29 protein-coding genes are annotated in these 17,958 nt (G+C 36.3%); 17 read left to right on the forward strand and 12 right to left on the reverse strand.

The genetic code is table 11. From position 1 onward, the window contains the following. Positions 1-9 precede the first annotated feature (9 nt). The 12 genes from J3U57_RS06065 to J3U57_RS06120 are packed head-to-tail and all read right to left on the reverse strand — an operon-like array spanning position 10 to position 7,235. Complete coding sequence (locus tag J3U57_RS06065; protein WP_267344301.1) at positions 10-411, reverse strand: gp16 family protein; 402 nt, start codon at positions 409-411, stop codon at positions 10-12. Beyond that, positions 412-1,101, reverse strand: coding sequence for a DUF2786 domain-containing protein (locus J3U57_RS06070; RefSeq protein WP_267344300.1), 690 nt, complete (start codon positions 1,099-1,101; stop codon positions 412-414). A gap of 8 nt (positions 1,102-1,109) precedes the next feature. Beyond that, positions 1,110-1,391: a hypothetical protein gene (locus tag J3U57_RS06075; protein WP_267344299.1), complete on the reverse strand. Its 282-nt coding sequence runs from the start codon at positions 1,389-1,391 to the stop codon at positions 1,110-1,112. Then, positions 1,382-1,720 carry a DUF5406 family protein gene (locus J3U57_RS06080; protein WP_267344298.1) on the reverse strand — a complete coding sequence of 113 codons (339 nt, stop codon included), beginning with the start codon at positions 1,718-1,720 and terminating at the stop codon, positions 1,382-1,384. Before J3U57_RS06080 ends, J3U57_RS06075 begins: the two co-directional genes overlap by 10 nt. Next, positions 1,713-1,856, reverse strand: a complete 144-nt coding sequence (locus tag J3U57_RS06085; protein ID WP_267344296.1) for a hypothetical protein — start codon at positions 1,854-1,856, stop codon at positions 1,713-1,715. The genes J3U57_RS06080 and J3U57_RS06085 overlap by 8 nt, the downstream gene beginning before the upstream one ends. A 2-nt stretch (positions 1,857-1,858) precedes the next feature. After that, a complete protein-coding gene (locus J3U57_RS06090; RefSeq protein WP_267344295.1) occupies positions 1,859-2,380 on the reverse strand; it encodes a host-nuclease inhibitor Gam family protein in 522 nt (173 codons plus the stop codon). 19 nt (positions 2,381-2,399) lie between these two features. Then, positions 2,400-2,672, reverse strand: a complete 273-nt coding sequence (locus J3U57_RS06095) for a hypothetical protein (protein ID WP_220215129.1) — start codon at positions 2,670-2,672, stop codon at positions 2,400-2,402. Then, positions 2,672-3,907, reverse strand: coding sequence for an ExeA family protein (locus tag J3U57_RS06100; protein WP_267344293.1), 1,236 nt, complete (start codon positions 3,905-3,907; stop codon positions 2,672-2,674). The genes J3U57_RS06095 and J3U57_RS06100 overlap by 1 nt, the downstream gene beginning before the upstream one ends. Next, positions 3,907-5,688, reverse strand: coding sequence for a hypothetical protein (locus J3U57_RS06105; RefSeq protein ID WP_267344291.1), 1,782 nt, complete (start codon positions 5,686-5,688; stop codon positions 3,907-3,909). The genes J3U57_RS06100 and J3U57_RS06105 overlap by 1 nt, the downstream gene beginning before the upstream one ends. A gap of 15 nt (positions 5,689-5,703) precedes the next feature. After that, a complete protein-coding gene (locus J3U57_RS06110; protein WP_267344290.1) occupies positions 5,704-6,681 on the reverse strand; it encodes a hypothetical protein in 978 nt (325 codons plus the stop codon). An 11-nt stretch (positions 6,682-6,692) separates the two neighbouring features. Continuing rightward, on the reverse strand, positions 6,693-6,998 hold the full coding sequence (locus tag J3U57_RS06115) for a helix-turn-helix domain-containing protein (RefSeq protein ID WP_267344289.1): 306 nt from the start codon (positions 6,996-6,998) through the stop codon (positions 6,693-6,695). 45 nt (positions 6,999-7,043) lie between these two features. Next, positions 7,044-7,235 (reverse strand): DNA-binding protein, encoded by a 192-nt coding sequence (locus J3U57_RS06120; protein ID WP_065567015.1) that lies wholly within the window; start codon positions 7,233-7,235, stop codon positions 7,044-7,046. Positions 7,236-7,328: 93 nt separating this feature from the next. Here J3U57_RS06120 and J3U57_RS06125 point away from each other — a divergent pair, with 93 nt between their 5' ends. The 17 genes from J3U57_RS06125 to J3U57_RS06205 all read left to right on the forward strand — a co-directional run bounded on the left by J3U57_RS06125 (position 7,329) and on the right by J3U57_RS06205 (position 17,942). After that, the gene (locus tag J3U57_RS06125) at positions 7,329-7,742 is read left to right on the forward strand and encodes a helix-turn-helix domain-containing protein (RefSeq protein WP_267344288.1); all 414 of its coding nucleotides are present in this window, start codon (positions 7,329-7,331) and stop codon (positions 7,740-7,742) included. Positions 7,743-7,746: 4 nt separating this feature from the next. Beyond that, positions 7,747-8,208, forward strand: a complete 462-nt coding sequence (locus tag J3U57_RS06130; protein ID WP_267344286.1) for a hypothetical protein — start codon at positions 7,747-7,749, stop codon at positions 8,206-8,208. Further along, complete coding sequence (locus J3U57_RS06135; RefSeq protein ID WP_267344285.1) at positions 8,205-8,603, forward strand: hypothetical protein; 399 nt, start codon at positions 8,205-8,207, stop codon at positions 8,601-8,603. Before J3U57_RS06130 ends, J3U57_RS06135 begins: the two co-directional genes overlap by 4 nt. A 163-nt stretch (positions 8,604-8,766) precedes the next feature. Next, complete coding sequence (locus J3U57_RS06140) at positions 8,767-8,982, forward strand: hypothetical protein (protein WP_267344284.1); 216 nt, start codon at positions 8,767-8,769, stop codon at positions 8,980-8,982. A gap of 29 nt (positions 8,983-9,011) precedes the next feature. Beyond that, positions 9,012-9,878, forward strand: a complete 867-nt coding sequence (locus J3U57_RS06145) for a hypothetical protein (RefSeq protein WP_267344283.1) — start codon at positions 9,012-9,014, stop codon at positions 9,876-9,878. Between the two features lie 8 nt (positions 9,879-9,886). Next, complete coding sequence (locus J3U57_RS06150; protein ID WP_267344281.1) at positions 9,887-10,132, forward strand: hypothetical protein; 246 nt, start codon at positions 9,887-9,889, stop codon at positions 10,130-10,132. Then, complete coding sequence (locus J3U57_RS06155; RefSeq protein WP_267344279.1) at positions 10,122-10,514, forward strand: hypothetical protein; 393 nt, start codon at positions 10,122-10,124, stop codon at positions 10,512-10,514. Before J3U57_RS06150 ends, J3U57_RS06155 begins: the two co-directional genes overlap by 11 nt. A gap of 82 nt (positions 10,515-10,596) precedes the next feature. Continuing rightward, positions 10,597-10,998, forward strand: a complete 402-nt coding sequence (locus tag J3U57_RS06160; RefSeq protein ID WP_267344277.1) for a putative holin — start codon at positions 10,597-10,599, stop codon at positions 10,996-10,998. Positions 10,999-11,000: 2 nt separating this feature from the next. Then, the gene (locus J3U57_RS06165) at positions 11,001-11,624 is read left to right on the forward strand and encodes a transglycosylase SLT domain-containing protein (RefSeq protein ID WP_267344276.1); all 624 of its coding nucleotides are present in this window, start codon (positions 11,001-11,003) and stop codon (positions 11,622-11,624) included. Continuing rightward, on the forward strand, positions 11,617-12,084 hold the full coding sequence (locus tag J3U57_RS06170; protein ID WP_267344275.1) for a hypothetical protein: 468 nt from the start codon (positions 11,617-11,619) through the stop codon (positions 12,082-12,084). The genes J3U57_RS06165 and J3U57_RS06170 overlap by 8 nt, the downstream gene beginning before the upstream one ends. Positions 12,085-12,188: 104 nt before the next feature. Continuing rightward, positions 12,189-12,389: a TraR/DksA C4-type zinc finger protein gene (locus J3U57_RS06175; RefSeq protein ID WP_267344274.1), complete on the forward strand. Its 201-nt coding sequence runs from the start codon at positions 12,189-12,191 to the stop codon at positions 12,387-12,389. Continuing rightward, positions 12,386-12,688: a DUF2730 family protein gene (locus J3U57_RS06180; RefSeq protein WP_267344272.1), complete on the forward strand. Its 303-nt coding sequence runs from the start codon at positions 12,386-12,388 to the stop codon at positions 12,686-12,688. The genes J3U57_RS06175 and J3U57_RS06180 overlap by 4 nt, the downstream gene beginning before the upstream one ends. Before the next feature lie 6 nt (positions 12,689-12,694). Further along, positions 12,695-12,991: an ArsR family transcriptional regulator gene (locus tag J3U57_RS06185; RefSeq protein WP_267344270.1), complete on the forward strand. Its 297-nt coding sequence runs from the start codon at positions 12,695-12,697 to the stop codon at positions 12,989-12,991. 2 nt (positions 12,992-12,993) lie between these two features. Then, positions 12,994-13,542: a phage protein Gp27 family protein gene (locus tag J3U57_RS06190; protein WP_267344268.1), complete on the forward strand. Its 549-nt coding sequence runs from the start codon at positions 12,994-12,996 to the stop codon at positions 13,540-13,542. Then, the gene (locus J3U57_RS06195; protein ID WP_267344267.1) at positions 13,542-15,221 is read left to right on the forward strand and encodes a hypothetical protein; all 1,680 of its coding nucleotides are present in this window, start codon (positions 13,542-13,544) and stop codon (positions 15,219-15,221) included. Before J3U57_RS06190 ends, J3U57_RS06195 begins: the two co-directional genes overlap by 1 nt. Continuing rightward, positions 15,221-16,720: a DUF935 domain-containing protein gene (locus J3U57_RS06200; RefSeq protein ID WP_267344265.1), complete on the forward strand. Its 1,500-nt coding sequence runs from the start codon at positions 15,221-15,223 to the stop codon at positions 16,718-16,720. Before J3U57_RS06195 ends, J3U57_RS06200 begins: the two co-directional genes overlap by 1 nt. After that, entirely contained in the window at positions 16,713-17,942 is a 1,230-nt protein-coding gene (locus J3U57_RS06205; protein ID WP_267344264.1) for a PBECR2 nuclease fold domain-containing protein, read from the forward strand. The genes J3U57_RS06200 and J3U57_RS06205 overlap by 8 nt, the downstream gene beginning before the upstream one ends. The last annotated feature ends 16 nt before the right edge of the window (positions 17,943-17,958 follow it).

Below are 17,958 nucleotides of genomic sequence, written 5' to 3' on the forward strand. Positions count from 1 at the left end.
CTCTATCCTTTATATGCGAGCCAGCCAATTTTTAAGGCTTTCAATAACTCTCATCGCTTGAGCGGTATTCAACCAATCCATCACTTCAACACCAGTAATACGTTTTACATATGAATTAATGGCTTTTTCTGAGCGATTTTTTACTTCACCTGCATCAGCTAGTTCCAGCCATAATGAGCGTATTTTTTTATGAACTAGTTCTGTAGCAGTTATCTTCCCCGTTTTTTTTGATGATTTAACTTTAAAACCTTTTAATTTCATGTTGTTTAGGATTTTTTCCAGTTCCCAAACGGTCATATCCTTGGTACTAGTTTTTTTAGTTACATTCAGTAATAGATGACGATATGTATCGTCATCAAGATTAAGTTGAGATTTTGCAATATGAATCAGCTTGATGGATTTAGATTTCATCTATTTAACCCCTATTAATGATGGAGAATAACCTGAACTTGACACGCCATGATTCAACTGAGCATTCTTACCTTGATAATACCCAATAAATTGTGCAGAATCCGAACCATTACATTTTTTAGCATCTCTAACCTTAGCAGGTGATAAGTCTTTGGTCTTTCTATATTCAGCTAATAGATTTAGTTCTTCATCAGTCATTGCAAAATCTTCAATTAATTGATAAACACCATTAACCCAGCCAACACAGAACGCATCAGCTCGGTTGATTTTAGTGATTTTTTTACAATTACCATTTTGTTGCGATAAAAATTCTTTTCGAGCTTTAACTAATTGAACACTTAAAACGTCAAATGTATAAGCTGCCAATTGTGGTCGTTCTCTAAGTCCATAAAATGAAACCTTTCGTTTATTGTTTTCCCAAGTAAAATAAGCTCGCACACCAAATGCGCTTGAAATGATACTTACTAATATTGAAAAATATCTTGGTGGTTTTTCTGCATTTGACGGGGCATGTTTTGACACATGTTCCTCAATTTCAGATAATTCCACATCTTTATTACTAATATTATGTTTTACCATCAATTTGATGGCTTGATTCATTGCAATAGCAGCTTCGTGAGGGTTTGTTGATTTTGCTAAAGCTAAAAGTTTTTTGATTTTTTCAATATACTTTTCATTTTTATCTGTCATATTAAAACCTAAAAAATTACCCAACCAATAAACCAAACAAAAAATATAAAAGCACTAACACAATACATAATGATGAACTTACAAATATGCTTTTCTAACAATCGAATAATGTGCTTTTTCAATATTCCAATTAGCGTTAATTTTCTATATTTGTCATAGAGTTCATCATAAAGCTTTCCATCAATATAGCCTTGTCCATTGACCCCATGCATATATGCACGGATATGACTAATTGATACTTGGTAATCAGGCATATAACGTTTTGGATTAGAAAACTTATTTATTTCCATATAGACTTGTCTCCTTCAAATGAAAGTATTTCTGCACTAATCAACATAGATTTTAACCAGTCATATTCATCTTCATCTTCATCCCACGTTTCTAGCTCATTGCCTTCAATATCTTTCATAATTAAAATAGCAGGTTCTTGATCTCCAAATAGTTGTTCGTACAAAACTTCAATAGCCCAATCGATGGCAGGGATCCCATAACGATTGATCTTTACATCAACAATAGTCTCGTATCTGTATTGCCAAATACCAAATACGAGTTTAATTTTTTGCTCTGCCGCACGCAGATTTGCTATATAATTTGGGTCAAAATTGATATTATTAGCCATTTGTTAATTCCTCTAGCTCGTCAATGATGCGATCTGCTTCAAATTCAGATAAACCGCGTAATTTGCAGTACTGAATAAAATTAGCTACGTTATTGAGTAAAAACAGATACACAATTAAATAATCTTGTGTTTGCATATTTACACAACCTCCTGTTCAAATGGCACTATCGCAAAATCTTCAATATCTTTTTTGATAGTGATGCCGGGAACATGAGCAACAACGTTTGGTTCATTCAAAATGGCGTCTTTGTTGATCTCTTCTTTTGTCCGAATAAAACGATTTAATCCTAAACTTTTGAGCGATTCAATAACTGTTTCTATTCCACGAATAACACATGACGGAGGGCGATTACGCCATTGAACTTCGCCAGTTGTTAGATTGGCAGATTTGACTTTTCCATTATTGGTTAATTCATCCCTGTTTGCTTCGCACCAAATTTGAATACCTTTTTGTATTTCTGTCGACTTCTTTTTTAATACTTCAATACTGGATGAATAGCTTCCTGTTATATCAGCAATTTTGTCGTTCATTTCGGTTTCTAATCGGGTTAATTCACGCTGTATATCGCCTAAATATTTAATAGCTTCTGACGCTTGCTTTTTAGATTGCACAACATAGATTGATGCGCTAGCTTTAATATGTTTTTTAGTTTTTATCATTTCTATAGCTCCTCTTAGATTAGTGCAACCGACTAATATCGCGTTCTTTCCATACAATACGACAACCAGCTAATTCAAATTGACCAAACCGATAATAACCTTCATGCCGATAATATGTTGCTTGCCCTGCGGCTATATATTTATTGCATTTGGGGTGGTGTTCAATTTCAACCGTAGGTCTTGAAAGTGAATCATGATAAAAACCAATAACTGTCAACTCTTCATTTGATAATGCATTGATTGCTTTATTAACAGCATTTATTCCATTATTGATTACGTGGTTATTTTTCATTAGATATCTCCCCGATCTTTTATACATTCAACAATCACTTCATCTGTAACTTTCGGGGCACCTATACGTGCAGCTAGATTTAATGCGTTAGAAACTAAGTTATTTACTGCTAATGGGTAACACAATGACCGCACTTGCTTTTCACCACGTCGAGTTGATGCAACTCTTAATCGGTTAATGATTTCGTTAAATGCAGACGAATCAAATAATGTTGTATAGTCCATATTGATGCGAGCGAATTTATGTTTGATATATTCTTCAACTTTAAAATCTAATGGTTTTAGATTAACCACTTCACAACGTTGCACAACTTCACGAACTTCAGGATTATATTCTGATAATTTGGTTTGTAGTTCTGTTTGTCCAATTAGAATTATTGATATTAATTTTTTAAAACCTTCTTGCAGTTCATAAAATCGCTTTAGGTGCTTTAGCGTTGGAATTGGTAATCCGTGTGCTTCTTCAATAATTAACAGATGTTTACGACCTGATAGCGCACTATTTTTCAGTAATTCGTGCATTTGCCTTGCGCGGGCTTCTGCACTACGTTTTGGTTTAGCTTGGGGATTGATAGCGCTTATAATTGCACTACTTATATCCATACTTTTGAGCGATTTTCCTTTAACCTCATTGTCTTCTAAACCTAGTACATAAGGCTCGATAACAGTGATTGGTTCATGATTAATATTGATCCAATCAATTAAATCATGTCGCAATGTCGATTTACCGCTTCCCGATTCACCTATCACTGACAGCATTCCACCATGCTTGGCTGTTTGACGCATTGCTGCACGAACGTAACGGATATCATCAGATAGATAAACATCAGCGTCTTCGGTCATTTCGTCAGTGAACGGGTCACGAGGAATGCGAAAATGTGCACGCGCATCTCGATTTATAGTTTGTTTTCGTAGTAACATATAGGCTGACTCCTTTGTTAAATGTTCATTTTCATTTGAGTCAACTGGCACAGCGTCGTCCGCCAAGATTTCGGCTGTGTCAGTTTCTTCTTCAAAAATATTTAGTAAATAATCATTGCTTAAACCTAATTTTATTAATGCTTTTTCAATCTTCTGCTCTAGTTCTTCATGTTTAATAGAGCGTGGCCAAATATTGTGATTAACGAGCTGGTTAATTACTGCTTGGCTGATTGAATTTCCTTTATAATCAATATGTTTAGCGAGTTGCGCCTGTTTGATATTGAATTGCTTCATTACGCTTTTTAATTTCAACATTATTTAACACTCCTAAAACCTGTTGTACCGTCTGCGATTGCTGTAACGGGCGTTGTAAATGTACGAATCAGTGATTCTAACGAATCTTCAGGCACACCATCTTGATAACGTGCAGATAGCCACTTATTTTCATCTATTGTTAATCTACGACCGATTGAACTAGTAATGCGCATTAATGCTGCTGTTAGCGTTAATGTTGTTATAGCTGGCTTTAAATGTTCCGGTGTTTCAATTTCATTGCCTTTTTGTTCAAAATAGGCTGGATGATTTATATCACCTAGATAACTCAGTGTATTGAGCTTGCCATCAAACGGTGCTATTTGTTTTTGTTTCGCTTTTTTGATTTCATCTTCGGTCATGTCAGGGTATGCCACTTGATCCATCGCTTTTGCTGCTTGTTCAATTTCGGTATCACCTTTAGATTTATATTCCTCGCCAATAACTGGCGCATCTAAACGTTGTCCAAACTGATCAAAATTGCGATCAGGCTCAATACGATAAATCAGTGCCTCTCCGTCATAACGCGGTACTTCAATTTGGATTGCGCAATCACCGTAAACTAATGAACGCACACTAACTTTATCTTTAACAGCAACGCCATCTAAGCCTTTTAGACTATAGATTAATGATGATTCTGATTGTGGATGTTTGAAGCTAATGCTTAAATCTGCTTTCACTTGTCGCTGTTGTTCACGACTTGCCATTAATGCTTGGCAAATTTCTACTGACGGCAATATTCGTAATTGTTCTGCTTTAATATGTTGCCATAGGCTTTGACGTGAGATAGGCTCTGATAATCCTGTACGACGCAAACGTGTATCTTGCCCAGGTAAACGATTAGCGTTATAGGCTTCTGCCCAATTCATTGCTGCGTGATTTAATTCATCAATACTGCTAACGGGTTGGAACCTCAAACGGCTTTCGAACTGTGTTTCGATAATATTATTGGCATTTTCAACACCACCTTTGGCACGCGCATTACCTGCCTCGTGCTCAAGGTATTTCACTTCCAAATGGTCCAATAAGTTTTTGATAGCTGATGAAGTATTGGATGAACCTTTATCCCAGTAAAGCAGCTGTGGTACACCATGAAATAAACGTCCATCTTGCTTACCCCACGCAAACATTAAAAATTGGAATAATGAATGTTGGTTTTCGCCAGCAGCTTCAACATACCACGGTATAATCATGCCAGATGCACGGTCATACAATGTGTAACGCCAAACTTTGTATTTAACTTTTGCGTAGTTTTCTAACTTGTTTTTATAAAAATCTCGGTCCCGCATAATATGTTGTTTATTTTTCATGTAATAAATCAAACATAGTGACGGATCGATTTCGTGAACGTGGTTTGGGTGTAATGCACGCAATGATTGCACAGGGTTAGCAACTTGTTGTGCTTTCGCATTTAACTTTCTTTGTCGCATTAAACGATTTAGCGTTGCATTACTCACATTAATCTCATGCCCGTTTTGCTCTAATATGCCCCGCGCTGTAGTTGTAAACATGGTTTGTTTGCCATTATCACGCACTGATTCACGACTCATTGTTGCCAATGCTAACAATGAATCAGTTGAAACAGACATTTTTCCCTTGTCTTTTCTGGCTTTACGCTCACTTGACCAACCGCAAACTGTTTTTAATTGTCTGTAGATTGTTTGTCTTGAAACCCCCAAAAATACTTGTGCTTCATCCAATATTGGTCCACGTTGACCGTGACCAACATTATCCAATTTGATAGCAACATTATTTAGATATTCACGAATATTCGGCGTTATCATCTTTTTGACCTTATATTAATAATTCGTCTCAATTTCATTGGGATTTATTTCAATATCATCACTAAAATTATTCCAAAAATCGTTATATATACGTTTACTCTGTGATGATGTTAATTTTAATGACTGATACAATACTGTTAGCGTTATAACTAATGCCTCAGGTAGTTGATAATGGTGTTCTGGATCATAAGAATCATCATTTTCAATAATCTCTTTTTGTAGATTATCTACAATTTTTAAATATTGTCGTTGCTGTTCCAGTAATTCATCTATACGTGATTGTGTTTCTGCTATTTGTTTCTTAAACGGCTCTAAACGTTCATCTAGTGGTACGGTTTTCATTTCAAATTGTGCAAGTTTTATTGCTAGTTCTTCTTTTTCTTTTGCTACATCAGCATTGCGTTTGCTAAGGGCTTTATAATCCGCTTGTAAATTACTATTTTCTTTTTTGAGCTGCTCTTTTTCTTTATTATTTTTAGCGATAAACTCTTCTGCTAATTCAACTAATGATTCTTTATCACCCGATTTTGCCACTTCAATTAATGCTGTTTTTTGGTCTTCGGGCAACTTGCGATATTGGCGTAATTCACGGTAGCCAATGCCCATGCGAGACATAGACTCAAGGGCTTCTTCGCCTAATATCCTTAGATTAGCAATATCATCATCAACTTTAACTCGTGACATTCCCAATAATTGACAAAATTCTTCCCATGTACCAGAAAAAAGTAAACCGTTTACGTTTTTGCGACCTTTTAAATTTTTATACAATTGATTTTCTTTAACATATGCTAATTTCGAAACGTAAACCGTTTTCGAAAATTGGCTGAATGAGTCAGCCATTTGAACTTGCCCCAAAAGCTGATTAACTAGATCCCGTTCTTCGTTATATTCACTTTGAATAGTAGTCATGGTATTCATTGCATCATTAATCCCTTGCTCATCAATTGCTGGTAGTTCAATTTCGTCTTTAGTTGGATTTGCTGTTCTTGCCATTTTGGTTATCCTTATCTTGCGCCAGCCGTAATACGCTGATTGATTTCTGTTATTTGGTCTTGCATGTTAGTGATGTGAATTGCATGCGCTTGTGCTATTTGTAACATTTGCACACTATGAGCAAACAAACCATTATCTAGCTTAATTACTAGTCCTTCCTCGATTAGTGTTTGAAGTGAACGCGTTACATTAACAGGTGATTCATTGATCATCTTTGCGATATCGCCATTAGATAACCCCGTTAATGTATAACCTTTAAGCGCTTTTAGTACCTTAAGTATTCGAGTGCCAGACGTTGAAATTTGTGATTTATGCATGTTTTTCGCCCTTTTTCTATATGTGAAAAACTGTTACAATCGGTATTAATAGGCTTGTTTTAAGCCAAGTTTTACTGCTATATCGTGTGTTTTACCGCGATGAGCACGACTTAAACCATTTAAAACGTTATAAACAACAACGGGATGGTAACCATTTTCAATCGCCCAAGATTTGATCGTTTTACCTTTTTGTTGAAATTGTTGTTTAACTTGTTCGGGAGTGAGAACTTTAGACATTTTTAGCTCCTTTTGATATAAGTTATTAATAAGTGATTTATAAATTATATGTTATATATTGTGACTTTTAAATCACAAAGTCAAGGGGTTTTTGTGACTATTACATCACCAAAAGATAGAATTAAAGAAGAACGAAAAAAATTAAAATTAACTCAATCGGCAATTGCTGAATTGTTTGGTATTAAGCGTGAGACATGGAGTAGATATGAAGCAGGTATTATATCGCCCGGTATGGAAGTACTAATTGCATTTTCTAAAATTGGTGCTGACATTCAATATATTTTAACCGGAGAAAAACAAGTTGGTCTAATTTTATCTAGAGAAGAAAAAGAATTAATTGAATTATATCGTAATGCACCATTAACAATTAAAGCTGCTGCACTGGGAGCTTTAACAGCAGGAACTGCTCAGCAAACATCCGCCAAACAAATTTTTAACGGAAATATAGCTGGTCAAGTTTCTGCAGAAAATATTTATAATAATATTGGAGTGAAAAGGAAAAGGTGAGATTATGGAGCAATATTTTAATCATACTGTCGGACAAGTTGCAGCAAATAATATCTATAATGTTTACATTGAGCTAAGAAACAAAAAGTTAGATATTAGTGAATTATCTTTACAACGCTTGTTACTAGCTGTTAATTATATAAAACAAGAAAATAAACTAATAGCTAAAAAAAAATTTTTTAACCTTCCTAGTTTTGGTATTTTAATTGTTTCTCTAGCTTTAATATTTATAACGGGTATGAATTTATACTCTATCATTTCAAACGGTCTTCTAATCCACAGCCCTCTTTTCCCTGAAAATTTACTTTTAATAATTACGATGTCCGCTTTTATCTTGATTTCAATTTTAGCTCGAGCTTTATATACTAAAACCAAGTATTTACACCCAATTTTATCTGAAAATAATCAGATTATTTATGAGCTAGAACTCGAAATTCAAAAAAGGAAATTAAGGGGTGAAAAATGAAAATAATAAATAAAATAAATTGGTTATTTTGTACTTCAATTATATTTAGCGTTTTTTTATTAGTTGGCTGTGATTCTCACCCAGAATATGAGGGAAAAATAAAAAACTATATGATGGGTAAACTGAAAGATCCAGATAGTGCACAATATATATTTAAAGGCTATATGCAAGGAAAAATAGATGGTCATGATGCAACTGTTTATGTTGTATTTATTAATGCTAAAAATGGGTATGGTGCTTTTACTGGTTATAAAGAATATGAATTTGCAATCTACAAAAATCCATCTGAAATAAGTGGATTACTTTTATCCCAAGGTGGTGTTGAGGAAGTTAGCCATTTAACAAACACAGATAGATTTGAAGTTATTGAGAAAATGAAGATTATTGATGGTTAATCTATAATATTAAAAAAGCCTTTAAAGCAGGCTATTTAAATAAATAGGACTGAGTATAAATAAATTAAATTTACTAATTTTATGTTTAGCTTTAGTTTTAACTGGCTGTGCTACTAAAAATTACGGTCGTCAGGGAGAATTAACTCAATATGAAAAAGACACCATGACTTGCCGTGAAATAGCACTTGAATCAGCAAAAGTTCAAGGTTTTATTGAACATGTTGAGAAAGAAAGCAAATTTGATGGACGTTCTGTGTTATCGTTTTTAGGTGATTTTGGCGTTGGTAATGTTATCGAAAAAGGCGAAGCGCTGAAAAGTGCGAATAGACGTTTAGATCAATTAAAAGAAGTTGAAAAGCAGAAGAATTGTGATGAATAAGAAATGTTTTTTATAGAAGGGATAAAATAATGGCAAATCAAACAGAATTTTCAATTGTATATGGCGGTGATGCTTATTCTGATAACCAGATTGATGCAAGAACGCTTGGTAATGCTCTTTCTTCTTTAGCTTCACTCATAGAGCATTCAGATAAGTTATTAAATGGTGAAAATGCCACTCCGAAACTCACAATAAAAGCCCATAAAGAAGGGTCTTTTGAAGTTATTTGTGAGGCAATTGGAATATCTGTTAATACGTTACAAGCCTTAGGATTGGCTACAGGAAGTGCAACAGCAATTGCATCTATTTGGTCTGCAATTGAAATGTTGAAAGGAAAAGTTATTGCTGAAATCATTGTTGATAAACAAAAAGGTACATCGAAATTAATTGTTGATGATGAGGTGATTGAGTGTACAGAGGATGTAAAAAAACTAGTAACAAGTCCTATTATTCGACAAGAGATAGATAAATTGGTTTATCAACCATTACAGACTAATAATTCTTCAACATTTAATTTAAAAACATCGGATCAAACAATTAGAACAGAAGTAACAAAAAATAACGTGATCAACTTTAAAAAGAAATCTACCCCTGTATTGAAAACAATAGAATATGATGATGAAGAATTGAATGTTAATTTTGCGAAAGTAAATTTTTCTTCTGTTCGTGGATGGAGTATTATTTTGCCTGATAATACTCACCTTTCAGTTGCTATGAATGATGAAAGTTTTTTGGAGCGAGTTAACAAAAATGAAACAAGATTTTCCAAAGATGATTTATTTGTTGTATCATTGCGCACAGAAACAGTAAAAGAAGACGATAAAATTGTGAACACATCTTATTCTATTGAGCGAGTTTTACGCCATAGAGCTGCGCAAGAAAATAAAATAATTTAGGTGATACCATGTCTATTCTAGACATTTTAATTTTTATAGCCGCGTTTATTATAACCCTCTTATTAGTAAGAGGGATTGTTATTAGAATTTATGCAAAGTTTAAACCATTAAGGTATATTAAGTTAACAGTTATTGATGAAAAAGGTATAAAAAATAGCAAAAAATTATATATAAATGATGAAAAGTTACTTGATGACATATTAGAGATTAGAAGAAAGCAGAAACTGGCACAAGGATTGAATTGTGCTAAATAAAAAAGCTTATCTAGCTGTTCAAGCAATTCTAATATCATTATTAACCCCATTGCTAAATAAACTTTGTTCATTGCATTCTTGGATACAAGAATATAGTTTAGCAATTCCAGGTATAGCTTTTGGCATCTCTTACTGTATTTGTACTTTTTTACCCCGTTTTTCATTTAAGAGTCTAGAGCAAGTAATTGCCGAAAATGCTCAGAAGAGTTTCATAAAAAAAATAGATGAAAGATTAAAAAATAAAGAATTATCAGAAGAGAAACGGCAAGAATTAATTGAACTAAAAGAAGACGTTTATAATAAAGAATTAGATATGTACCGAATAAATGTAGATGCAAGCATGAAAGAGCTTGAATCTACTTTATATCAAAACAAAGATTAATCTGCCCCCGTTCAAATTACATTTCTAGTAAGTAAGATCATAATAACCTCATACATTAATCTAATTAGATATGAGGTTTTTTATGGAACACCCTATCAAAAAATTATCCCAGATTCGTTTGTTTAAATGGTATTTAGTCGCCATTACTTTATTTGCAATTATTACGCTACTATCACCTCAACAGTTGCCAGTTGTAGCTTACAAACTGTCTCTTGTTTTACTTTCTGCTGTTGTTGGATATCACCTTGATCGGGCACTTTTTCCATATTCTTCCCCAGGCAGTTATCTTTATCAGAACTGGAGGTCACACGGAAAAAATTATTATACGCAGCTATATGTAAAAGAAGGTGAAGATGAAATACCAACTAAATATGCAGCTGAATACCCTGTTCTTGATGAGTATCGAACCCTGTTTGCGGTTGTTCTGATTCGTCGGGCGTTGATTGTTTCCGCTGTGATTCTTGGCATAACACTTGGATTATAGCCATGCGTTATTTAACTTTAATCGTTGTGTTTATGCTGTTTAGTTGTCATTTAGCACCTGCTATAGCAGGCGTACCAAATGATGCAAAGCCATATCAACGGGAACTGACACGTAATGCACGAGCCATATTTGGTCTTGATGCACCTGTTTCATTGTTTGCAGCGCAAATTCATCAGGAATCTCGATGGAAAGTAAACGCAAAATCACATGTGGGTGCTCAAGGTTTGGCTCAGTTTATGCCAACTACTGCGGATTGGATTGCAGGGGCTTACTCTAAATCATTAGGAAGCAATGAACCGTTCAATCCGTCGTGGTCTCTTCGGGCATTGGTTCAGTATGACTATTGGTTATATCAACGTATAAATGAAACTGCTAGCAATTGTGACAGGTGGGGATTCACGCTCTCAGCATATAACGGTGGGCTTGGTTGGGTGAATCGTGATCGTCAGCGAGCAAAACGAGAATACCAAGATGCCACGCACTACTGGGGCGTTGTTGAAAATATTAATGGCGGACGTAAGAGCATTAATTTTAAAGAAAACCGTGATTATCCGATTCGCATTATCTACCGTTGGCAACCTGTTTACATTACTGAAAATTGGGGTTTAGGAGTTTGTAATGATTAAAAATATATACAAATTAATCAAAAGCTTTTTTGTGAACAATAAAAGTTATTTGTTGTTGGGAATATTTTTGATTGTTGGTTTTGGTTCACTTTACCAATTAGGTATCAATCATGGCAAATCAATGGCTAAACAAGAATATATTGCTTTAGAAGCACAACAAGCAATGGATACTTTAAGTCAATTGATTGAGAGCACAAAGCAACTAACTAAAACAGCTAATGATGCAAGTTATTCATTGTCACAACGGATAGCAGAAAGGAAATTATATGATGAACAATCAACTCAAGCATTACAGGATGCACTTAATAAAACAGCTAATGATCGCAATCATTGCGTGTTTGATGATAGTGTCTTGCAGTTCATCGACTCAGCCCGTGCAAATGCCGCTCAAGCAACAACTCATGGTTTTACCAGCACAACTGACGGTACCATGCGAATTACCCGTAAAACGACGAAATAATACGGCGGATGGTTTAGCTGAAGCCTTAAAACAGCTTTATGACCAATATGGGCAGTGCTCAGGTCGATTTATTGAACTAATAAAATATATCAACGAGGCAAACAATGGATAACGCTGATTTAGCATCAATTGTTGAAATGGAAGCACGAGAACGAATACTAGCAAAACATCAAGCAAAGACAGGAGTATCGAGCCTGTATTGTCGAATCTGTGAAGAGCCTATAGCTGAAGAACGTCGACAGTTAATTGTTACTGATTTATGTATTGAATGTGCAGCATTGGAAGAAAAAAGGAAACATGTATGAATTTTACTGATCTTAATTTCAATTTTGGTTTAGTTCAATGGCTAGTTACTGCTGCAATAGCAATTTATTCATGGTTAATGAGTAGGCAAGCGGCCAGCTCAAAAGAGTTATTGGAGCTACGTACACGTATTGTCTCGCTTGAAAATCAAATTAAGCACGTGCCTACTCAGCATCAAGTTACACAGCTTATTGAAAAACTGAGTCGTAATGAAGCTACGTTAGCTGGTGTATCTGATCGGTTAACAGGTTTATCTCAACAATTAAATAACATTAACCAATTTTTATTAAAGAACAAGTGAGGGACTATGAGTTACGCCGAATTTTTAAAAGAAGATCAACGATTGGTCATTTTGAGTATCTTGTATGAAATGCCAAGTTACAGCAGTAATTCTAGCATTATCTATAGCGCGTTAGATCACTATGGTCACGCTATTAGTCGCGACCAAGTTAAAACACATATGAGTTGGTTATCTCAGCAAGATTTAATTAAAACAGAAACTATTGGGAATGTCATTGTAGGACGTTTAACTGATTTTGGTGCAGATGTGGCAACAGGTAAAGTTGTTGTTTCTGGTGTAAAGCGTCCAAGCGCGGGGGCATAATTATGGGACGTAAATCAACGATCCACAAACTAGATCCTGAGGTACGTAGTTATATTGAGAAACTACTACGAGCAGATCAACTTACTCTTGATGAAATGATTGCAGAACTGCAACAAAAGTTTCCAAGTAATGAAACACCAAGCCGTTCCAGTCTTCACCGCTATCAAAAAGGTTTTAATGAAATGACCAATAGCTTACGTGAAATTGAAACGGCGTCTCGTATTTTAGTGGATGAATTGGGTGATAGTGTTGATGACAAATCTGGTGCTTTGCTTGCACAAGCTGTCACAACGTTAGCAACACGTGCCGCATTTAAAGCACATGAATCAGAAGATATTACAATCAAAGAAATCAGCTTTTTAGCTAAAGCCGCTAAAGAGGCCATGCAAGCAAGGCAGCTTAGTTTTAAAGAGCGCCAAGAAATTGAAAAAGCGGCACGTGACAAGTTATTGCGCGAGCAAGAGTCAAATCTTAATAGTGTAGCCAAAGCACAAGGTCTTGATGAAAATTCAATCCAATTCTGGAAAGAAAAAGTATTAGGGATCAAATAATGAAGCAACTTGCATCAACCGTTAGAGTGATTGAATGGGAGGAATTACCCGCCCGTGCCCGTGATATTCCTGATAATTTTAATCCGTTATTTGATGGCGTGTTGATGAAACACCAAATTGAAGCGTTAAAAATTCAAGCTGCTATTTTAGCTGTCCCGAAAGGTCGTCGTACAGGTATTACTTTTGCATTCAGTTTTGAAGCGGTACTTGTCGCTGGTGCTCGTAAATCTGCTGGTGGTATGAATGTTTTCTATATTGGTGACACAAAAGAAAAAGGCCTTGAATTTATCGGCTATTGTGCCAAGTTTTCTAAAGTTATTGCCGAGCAACAATCATCATCAGTATCAAGTATTGAAGAGTTTCTATTTGAAGATGTTGATGAAAATAAAAATTCACGTTATATCACGGCGTACCGAATTCGTTTTTCATCAGGCTATCAAATTACGGCGTTATCTTCTCGTCCCGCTAATATCCGTGGTTTACAAGGTTTAGTCATTATTGATGAGGCTGCGTTTCACCAAGACGTACAAGGTGTACTTGATGCCGCAACAGCTTTATTAATCTGGGGAGGTCGCATCATCGTTATTTCATCACATAATGGTAAATCCAACCCATTTAATCAATTTGTTATCGATATCGAAAACGGTATATATGGTAACACAGCACAAGTTTACCGAGTGACATTTGATGATGCTGTTGCTAACGGTCTATATGAACGTGTTTGTTATATGAAAGGAGAAGAGCCAACCATTGAATCAAAAAAGAAATGGTATACAACAATTCGTAATTCATACGGACCAAATAAAGCCGCTATGCGTGAAGAGCTTGATGCTATTCCTCGTGATGGTCAAGGTGTATGTATTCCGGGTGTTTGGATTGAACGCGCTATGCGTGAGGAACGTCCAGTATTGCGCTTGATCTGCGGTGATGATTTTGCTGAAAAAGACGAATTAGATCGCATTTCTTGGTGTGATAACTGGATTCAGCAAGATATAGAGCCATTGATAGCAGTCTTAAATCACCAACATGAACATGTTTTTGGAATGGACTTTGCTAGACATCGCCATTTTTCAGTTATTTGGCCAATGGCTATTGAACAAAATTTAATGCGTAAAGTGCCATTTTCGGTTGAGCTGAATAATGTCCCATCCGCTCAACAACAACAGATTTTATTTTTTATTATTAGCAAATTACCGCGCTTAATGGGTGGTGCTATGGATGCTACTGGCCCAGGCATGGTTTTAGCTGAATACACAGCAGATAAATTTGGGCGACCATTTATTGCAGAAATTAATTTAAACCGTCAATGGTATGGACTGTGGATGCAAAAATTTATCAGCGCATTTGAAGATGGCACAATTGATATTCCACGTGATTCAAATATTGAGCAAGATTTACGTGCCGTACGCTCTGTTGACGGAATTCCAATGGTGCCGAAACTGGAGAGGAAGGACTTAAAAGATCCTGATTTAGTTCGCCACGGTGACTCTGCAATTGCTGGCTGCTTAGCTTGGTATGCAACGTTAAATAAAATGGCACAAATTGAGGGACAATCAACAGGCGAGCGTGATATTTATCATCAGTTATATGGTTATGTGAATGATTCATCATTTGGACAATTTGCCGATACTGGTTTTGGAACAGTTCGTGGTGGTAACGATTTTGGAGGATTTATTTAATGTTGAACTGGTTTAAAGGCAAAAAGCCAAGCGTTGAAACTGGCCGTGAAGTAGCCGGAACAGGTGACGGTAATGATATTACTCGCCCCTATCTTGGTGCACTAGCGCTATCCGATGATAGTGTTTTACGTAATCGTGGAGGTGGCCGACTTGATATCTACAAAGAAGTCTTAAACGACGATGAAGTAAAATCCGCCTTTACCCAACGCCAAGATGCCGTAATCTCTCGTGAATGGAAAGTTGAACCAGGCGGTGAAGCACAAATTGATATTGAAGCGGCTGATGCTATGCGTGAGTTACTTAAATCAGTAGGCTTTGATCGTGTGACTAAATTAATGCATTACGGCGTGTTCTATGGCTATGCCGTTGCAGAATTAATCTACGGCATCAAAGATAATATGTACTGGATCGATGATATCAAAGTGCGTGATCGTCGCCGTTTTCGCTTTACACCAACTGGAGAACTGCGTTTACTGACGCCATACAATATGAATGAGGGTGTTGCTTGTGAATCACCGTATTTTTGGCATTATGCAACGGGTGCCGACCACGACGATGAACCGTATGGTTTAGGCTTGGCACACTGGCTTTACTGGCCGAGCTTTTTTAAGCGCAATGATATTAAGTTTTGGCTTATCTTTCTTGAAAAGTTTGGAATGCCAACGGCTGTTGGTAAATATGGTACGGGTGCAACTACTGAACAAAAGCGCGACCTTTTGTCCCTGACTCGTGCAATTCAAACTGATTCTGGAATTATTATTCCTGAAGGGATGAATCTAGAGCTATTACAAATTGCACGCTCGGGGGCGGGTGACTATAACGCATTTTATATTGCCATGAACGAAGCGATTCGCCGTGTCACTGTGGGTCAAATTACTTCATCTGGTGGTGCGTCCAGTTCAATTGGTGGTGATGAATCACTCCAAGCTGCAGTATTAAGTTCAATTGCAAAATCAGATTCTGATGTGATGTGTGAAAGTTGGAATCGTGGTCCTGGCACTTGGTTTACGCAGATGAATTTCCCTGATGCAGCCGTTCCGCAAGTCTCGCGTATTTTTGAAGAGCCAGAAGATCTTAAATCCCTTTCAGAACGTGATAAGAATATTATTGATGCAACAGGCTACCGCCCAACGCTTGCCTATGTGCAAGATACTTATGGCGGAGAGTGGGAAGAAAAACCACAACCAGAACAAATCAAGACGAATGAACAACCGGAAAAAATAGCCGAGTTTGCCGAGTCACAAAAGCAAAATGACTTTGCACCTGTGCTGCAATCACAGCGTTTAAATGACGAGATGCAACCCGTTACCGACAAATGGAACAATCAAATTAAAGAACTGGTTGATGGTGTTGAATCGCTTGAAGAGCTACGTGACAAACTCTATGAACTTATTCCTGATATGCAGCTTGATGATTATGCGGCTGTCATGGCACAGGCATTAACTGCTGCTAATTTAGCGGGTCGCACAGAACTACTTGAGGATAGCAAAAATGGCTAATGTGGCATATGGCTCGTTGCCATTTGAAGAGCAAATCGAGTTTTTCCGGCGTAAAGCAAATGTGCCAACCAATAGTTACGCTGATATCTATAACAATGAACACGATTATGCATTTGTGGTTGCGGGTGCTAATCGTAATGCATTACTAAATGATTTTCGTGCAGCCATTGATAAAGCTATTAGTCAAGGTACTACACTTGAAGAATTTAGAAAGGATTTTGCCGAAATTGTCGAAAAACATGGCTGGAGTTATAACGGCGGTTTTAACTGGCGTACTCGTATCATCTACGAAACTAATTTAAATTCAGCTTATCAAGCGGGTCGTTATCAGCAGCTGAAAGATGCTAAATTTCCTTATATGGAATATCTTCACAGTGACTATGTCGAACATCCAAGAGAGCTACATGAAAGCTGGGATCACTTAGTTTTAAATTTTAATGATTCTTGGTGGAATACTCACTTTCCACCCAATGGTTATGGCTGTCAGTGCCGCGTTCGTGGACGCACTACAGGTGATTTAAAACGGATGGGAAAAAATCAACCAGACAAAGCACCAACAATAAATTGGGTTGATAAAGTAATTGGGGAAAATAGCGGTAATCCTAGAATTGTAAGAGTGCCTGAGGGCATTGATCCAAGTTTTGAACATAGACCAGGGCAATCACGACTTGATAATTTTGTACCAAATCCATTAGATACAGATCCAACTTTAAAACGAGGTTTACCATCAAGCAAAGCAACTGATGAATGGCCAGCAATCCGTGAGGTAAGCAAAAATAGACTGTTAGAAAAAGGCTTAACTGAAGAAGATTATGCCAATATTTTCTTAAATGAATTTGGTGCAACGTTAACTAAGCCAGCTATTTTTAAAGATGTAGCCGGTGATGCATTAGTAATCGGTAAACAGCTTTTCACTGTTAGCAAAACTGGTGAACTGAAAGTTACAAAACGTGGTCGTGAGCAATTTTTGTTATTACTAGCTGATTCATTAAAACTACCGGATGAGATTTGGACGAGAATGGAATACTTTGATCATCTACAAAAATCGGTGGTTCGTCGGCGTTATATCTCGCGTTTTATGATTGATGGCGAAGTTAAGCCCATGCTAGCGGTGTTTGAAGTTGGTGATGATGGTTGGCTTGGTGTAACAACATTTGCGCCAGATACCCCTGAGTATCTAGAACAACTGCGCGTTGGTGTTCGAGTCTTTAAACGTAAATAAAACAAAACCCAATCAC

The organism is Gilliamella sp. B3464, from assembly GCF_026536145.1.
Lineage (GTDB): Bacteria > Pseudomonadota > Gammaproteobacteria > Enterobacterales > Orbaceae > Gilliamella.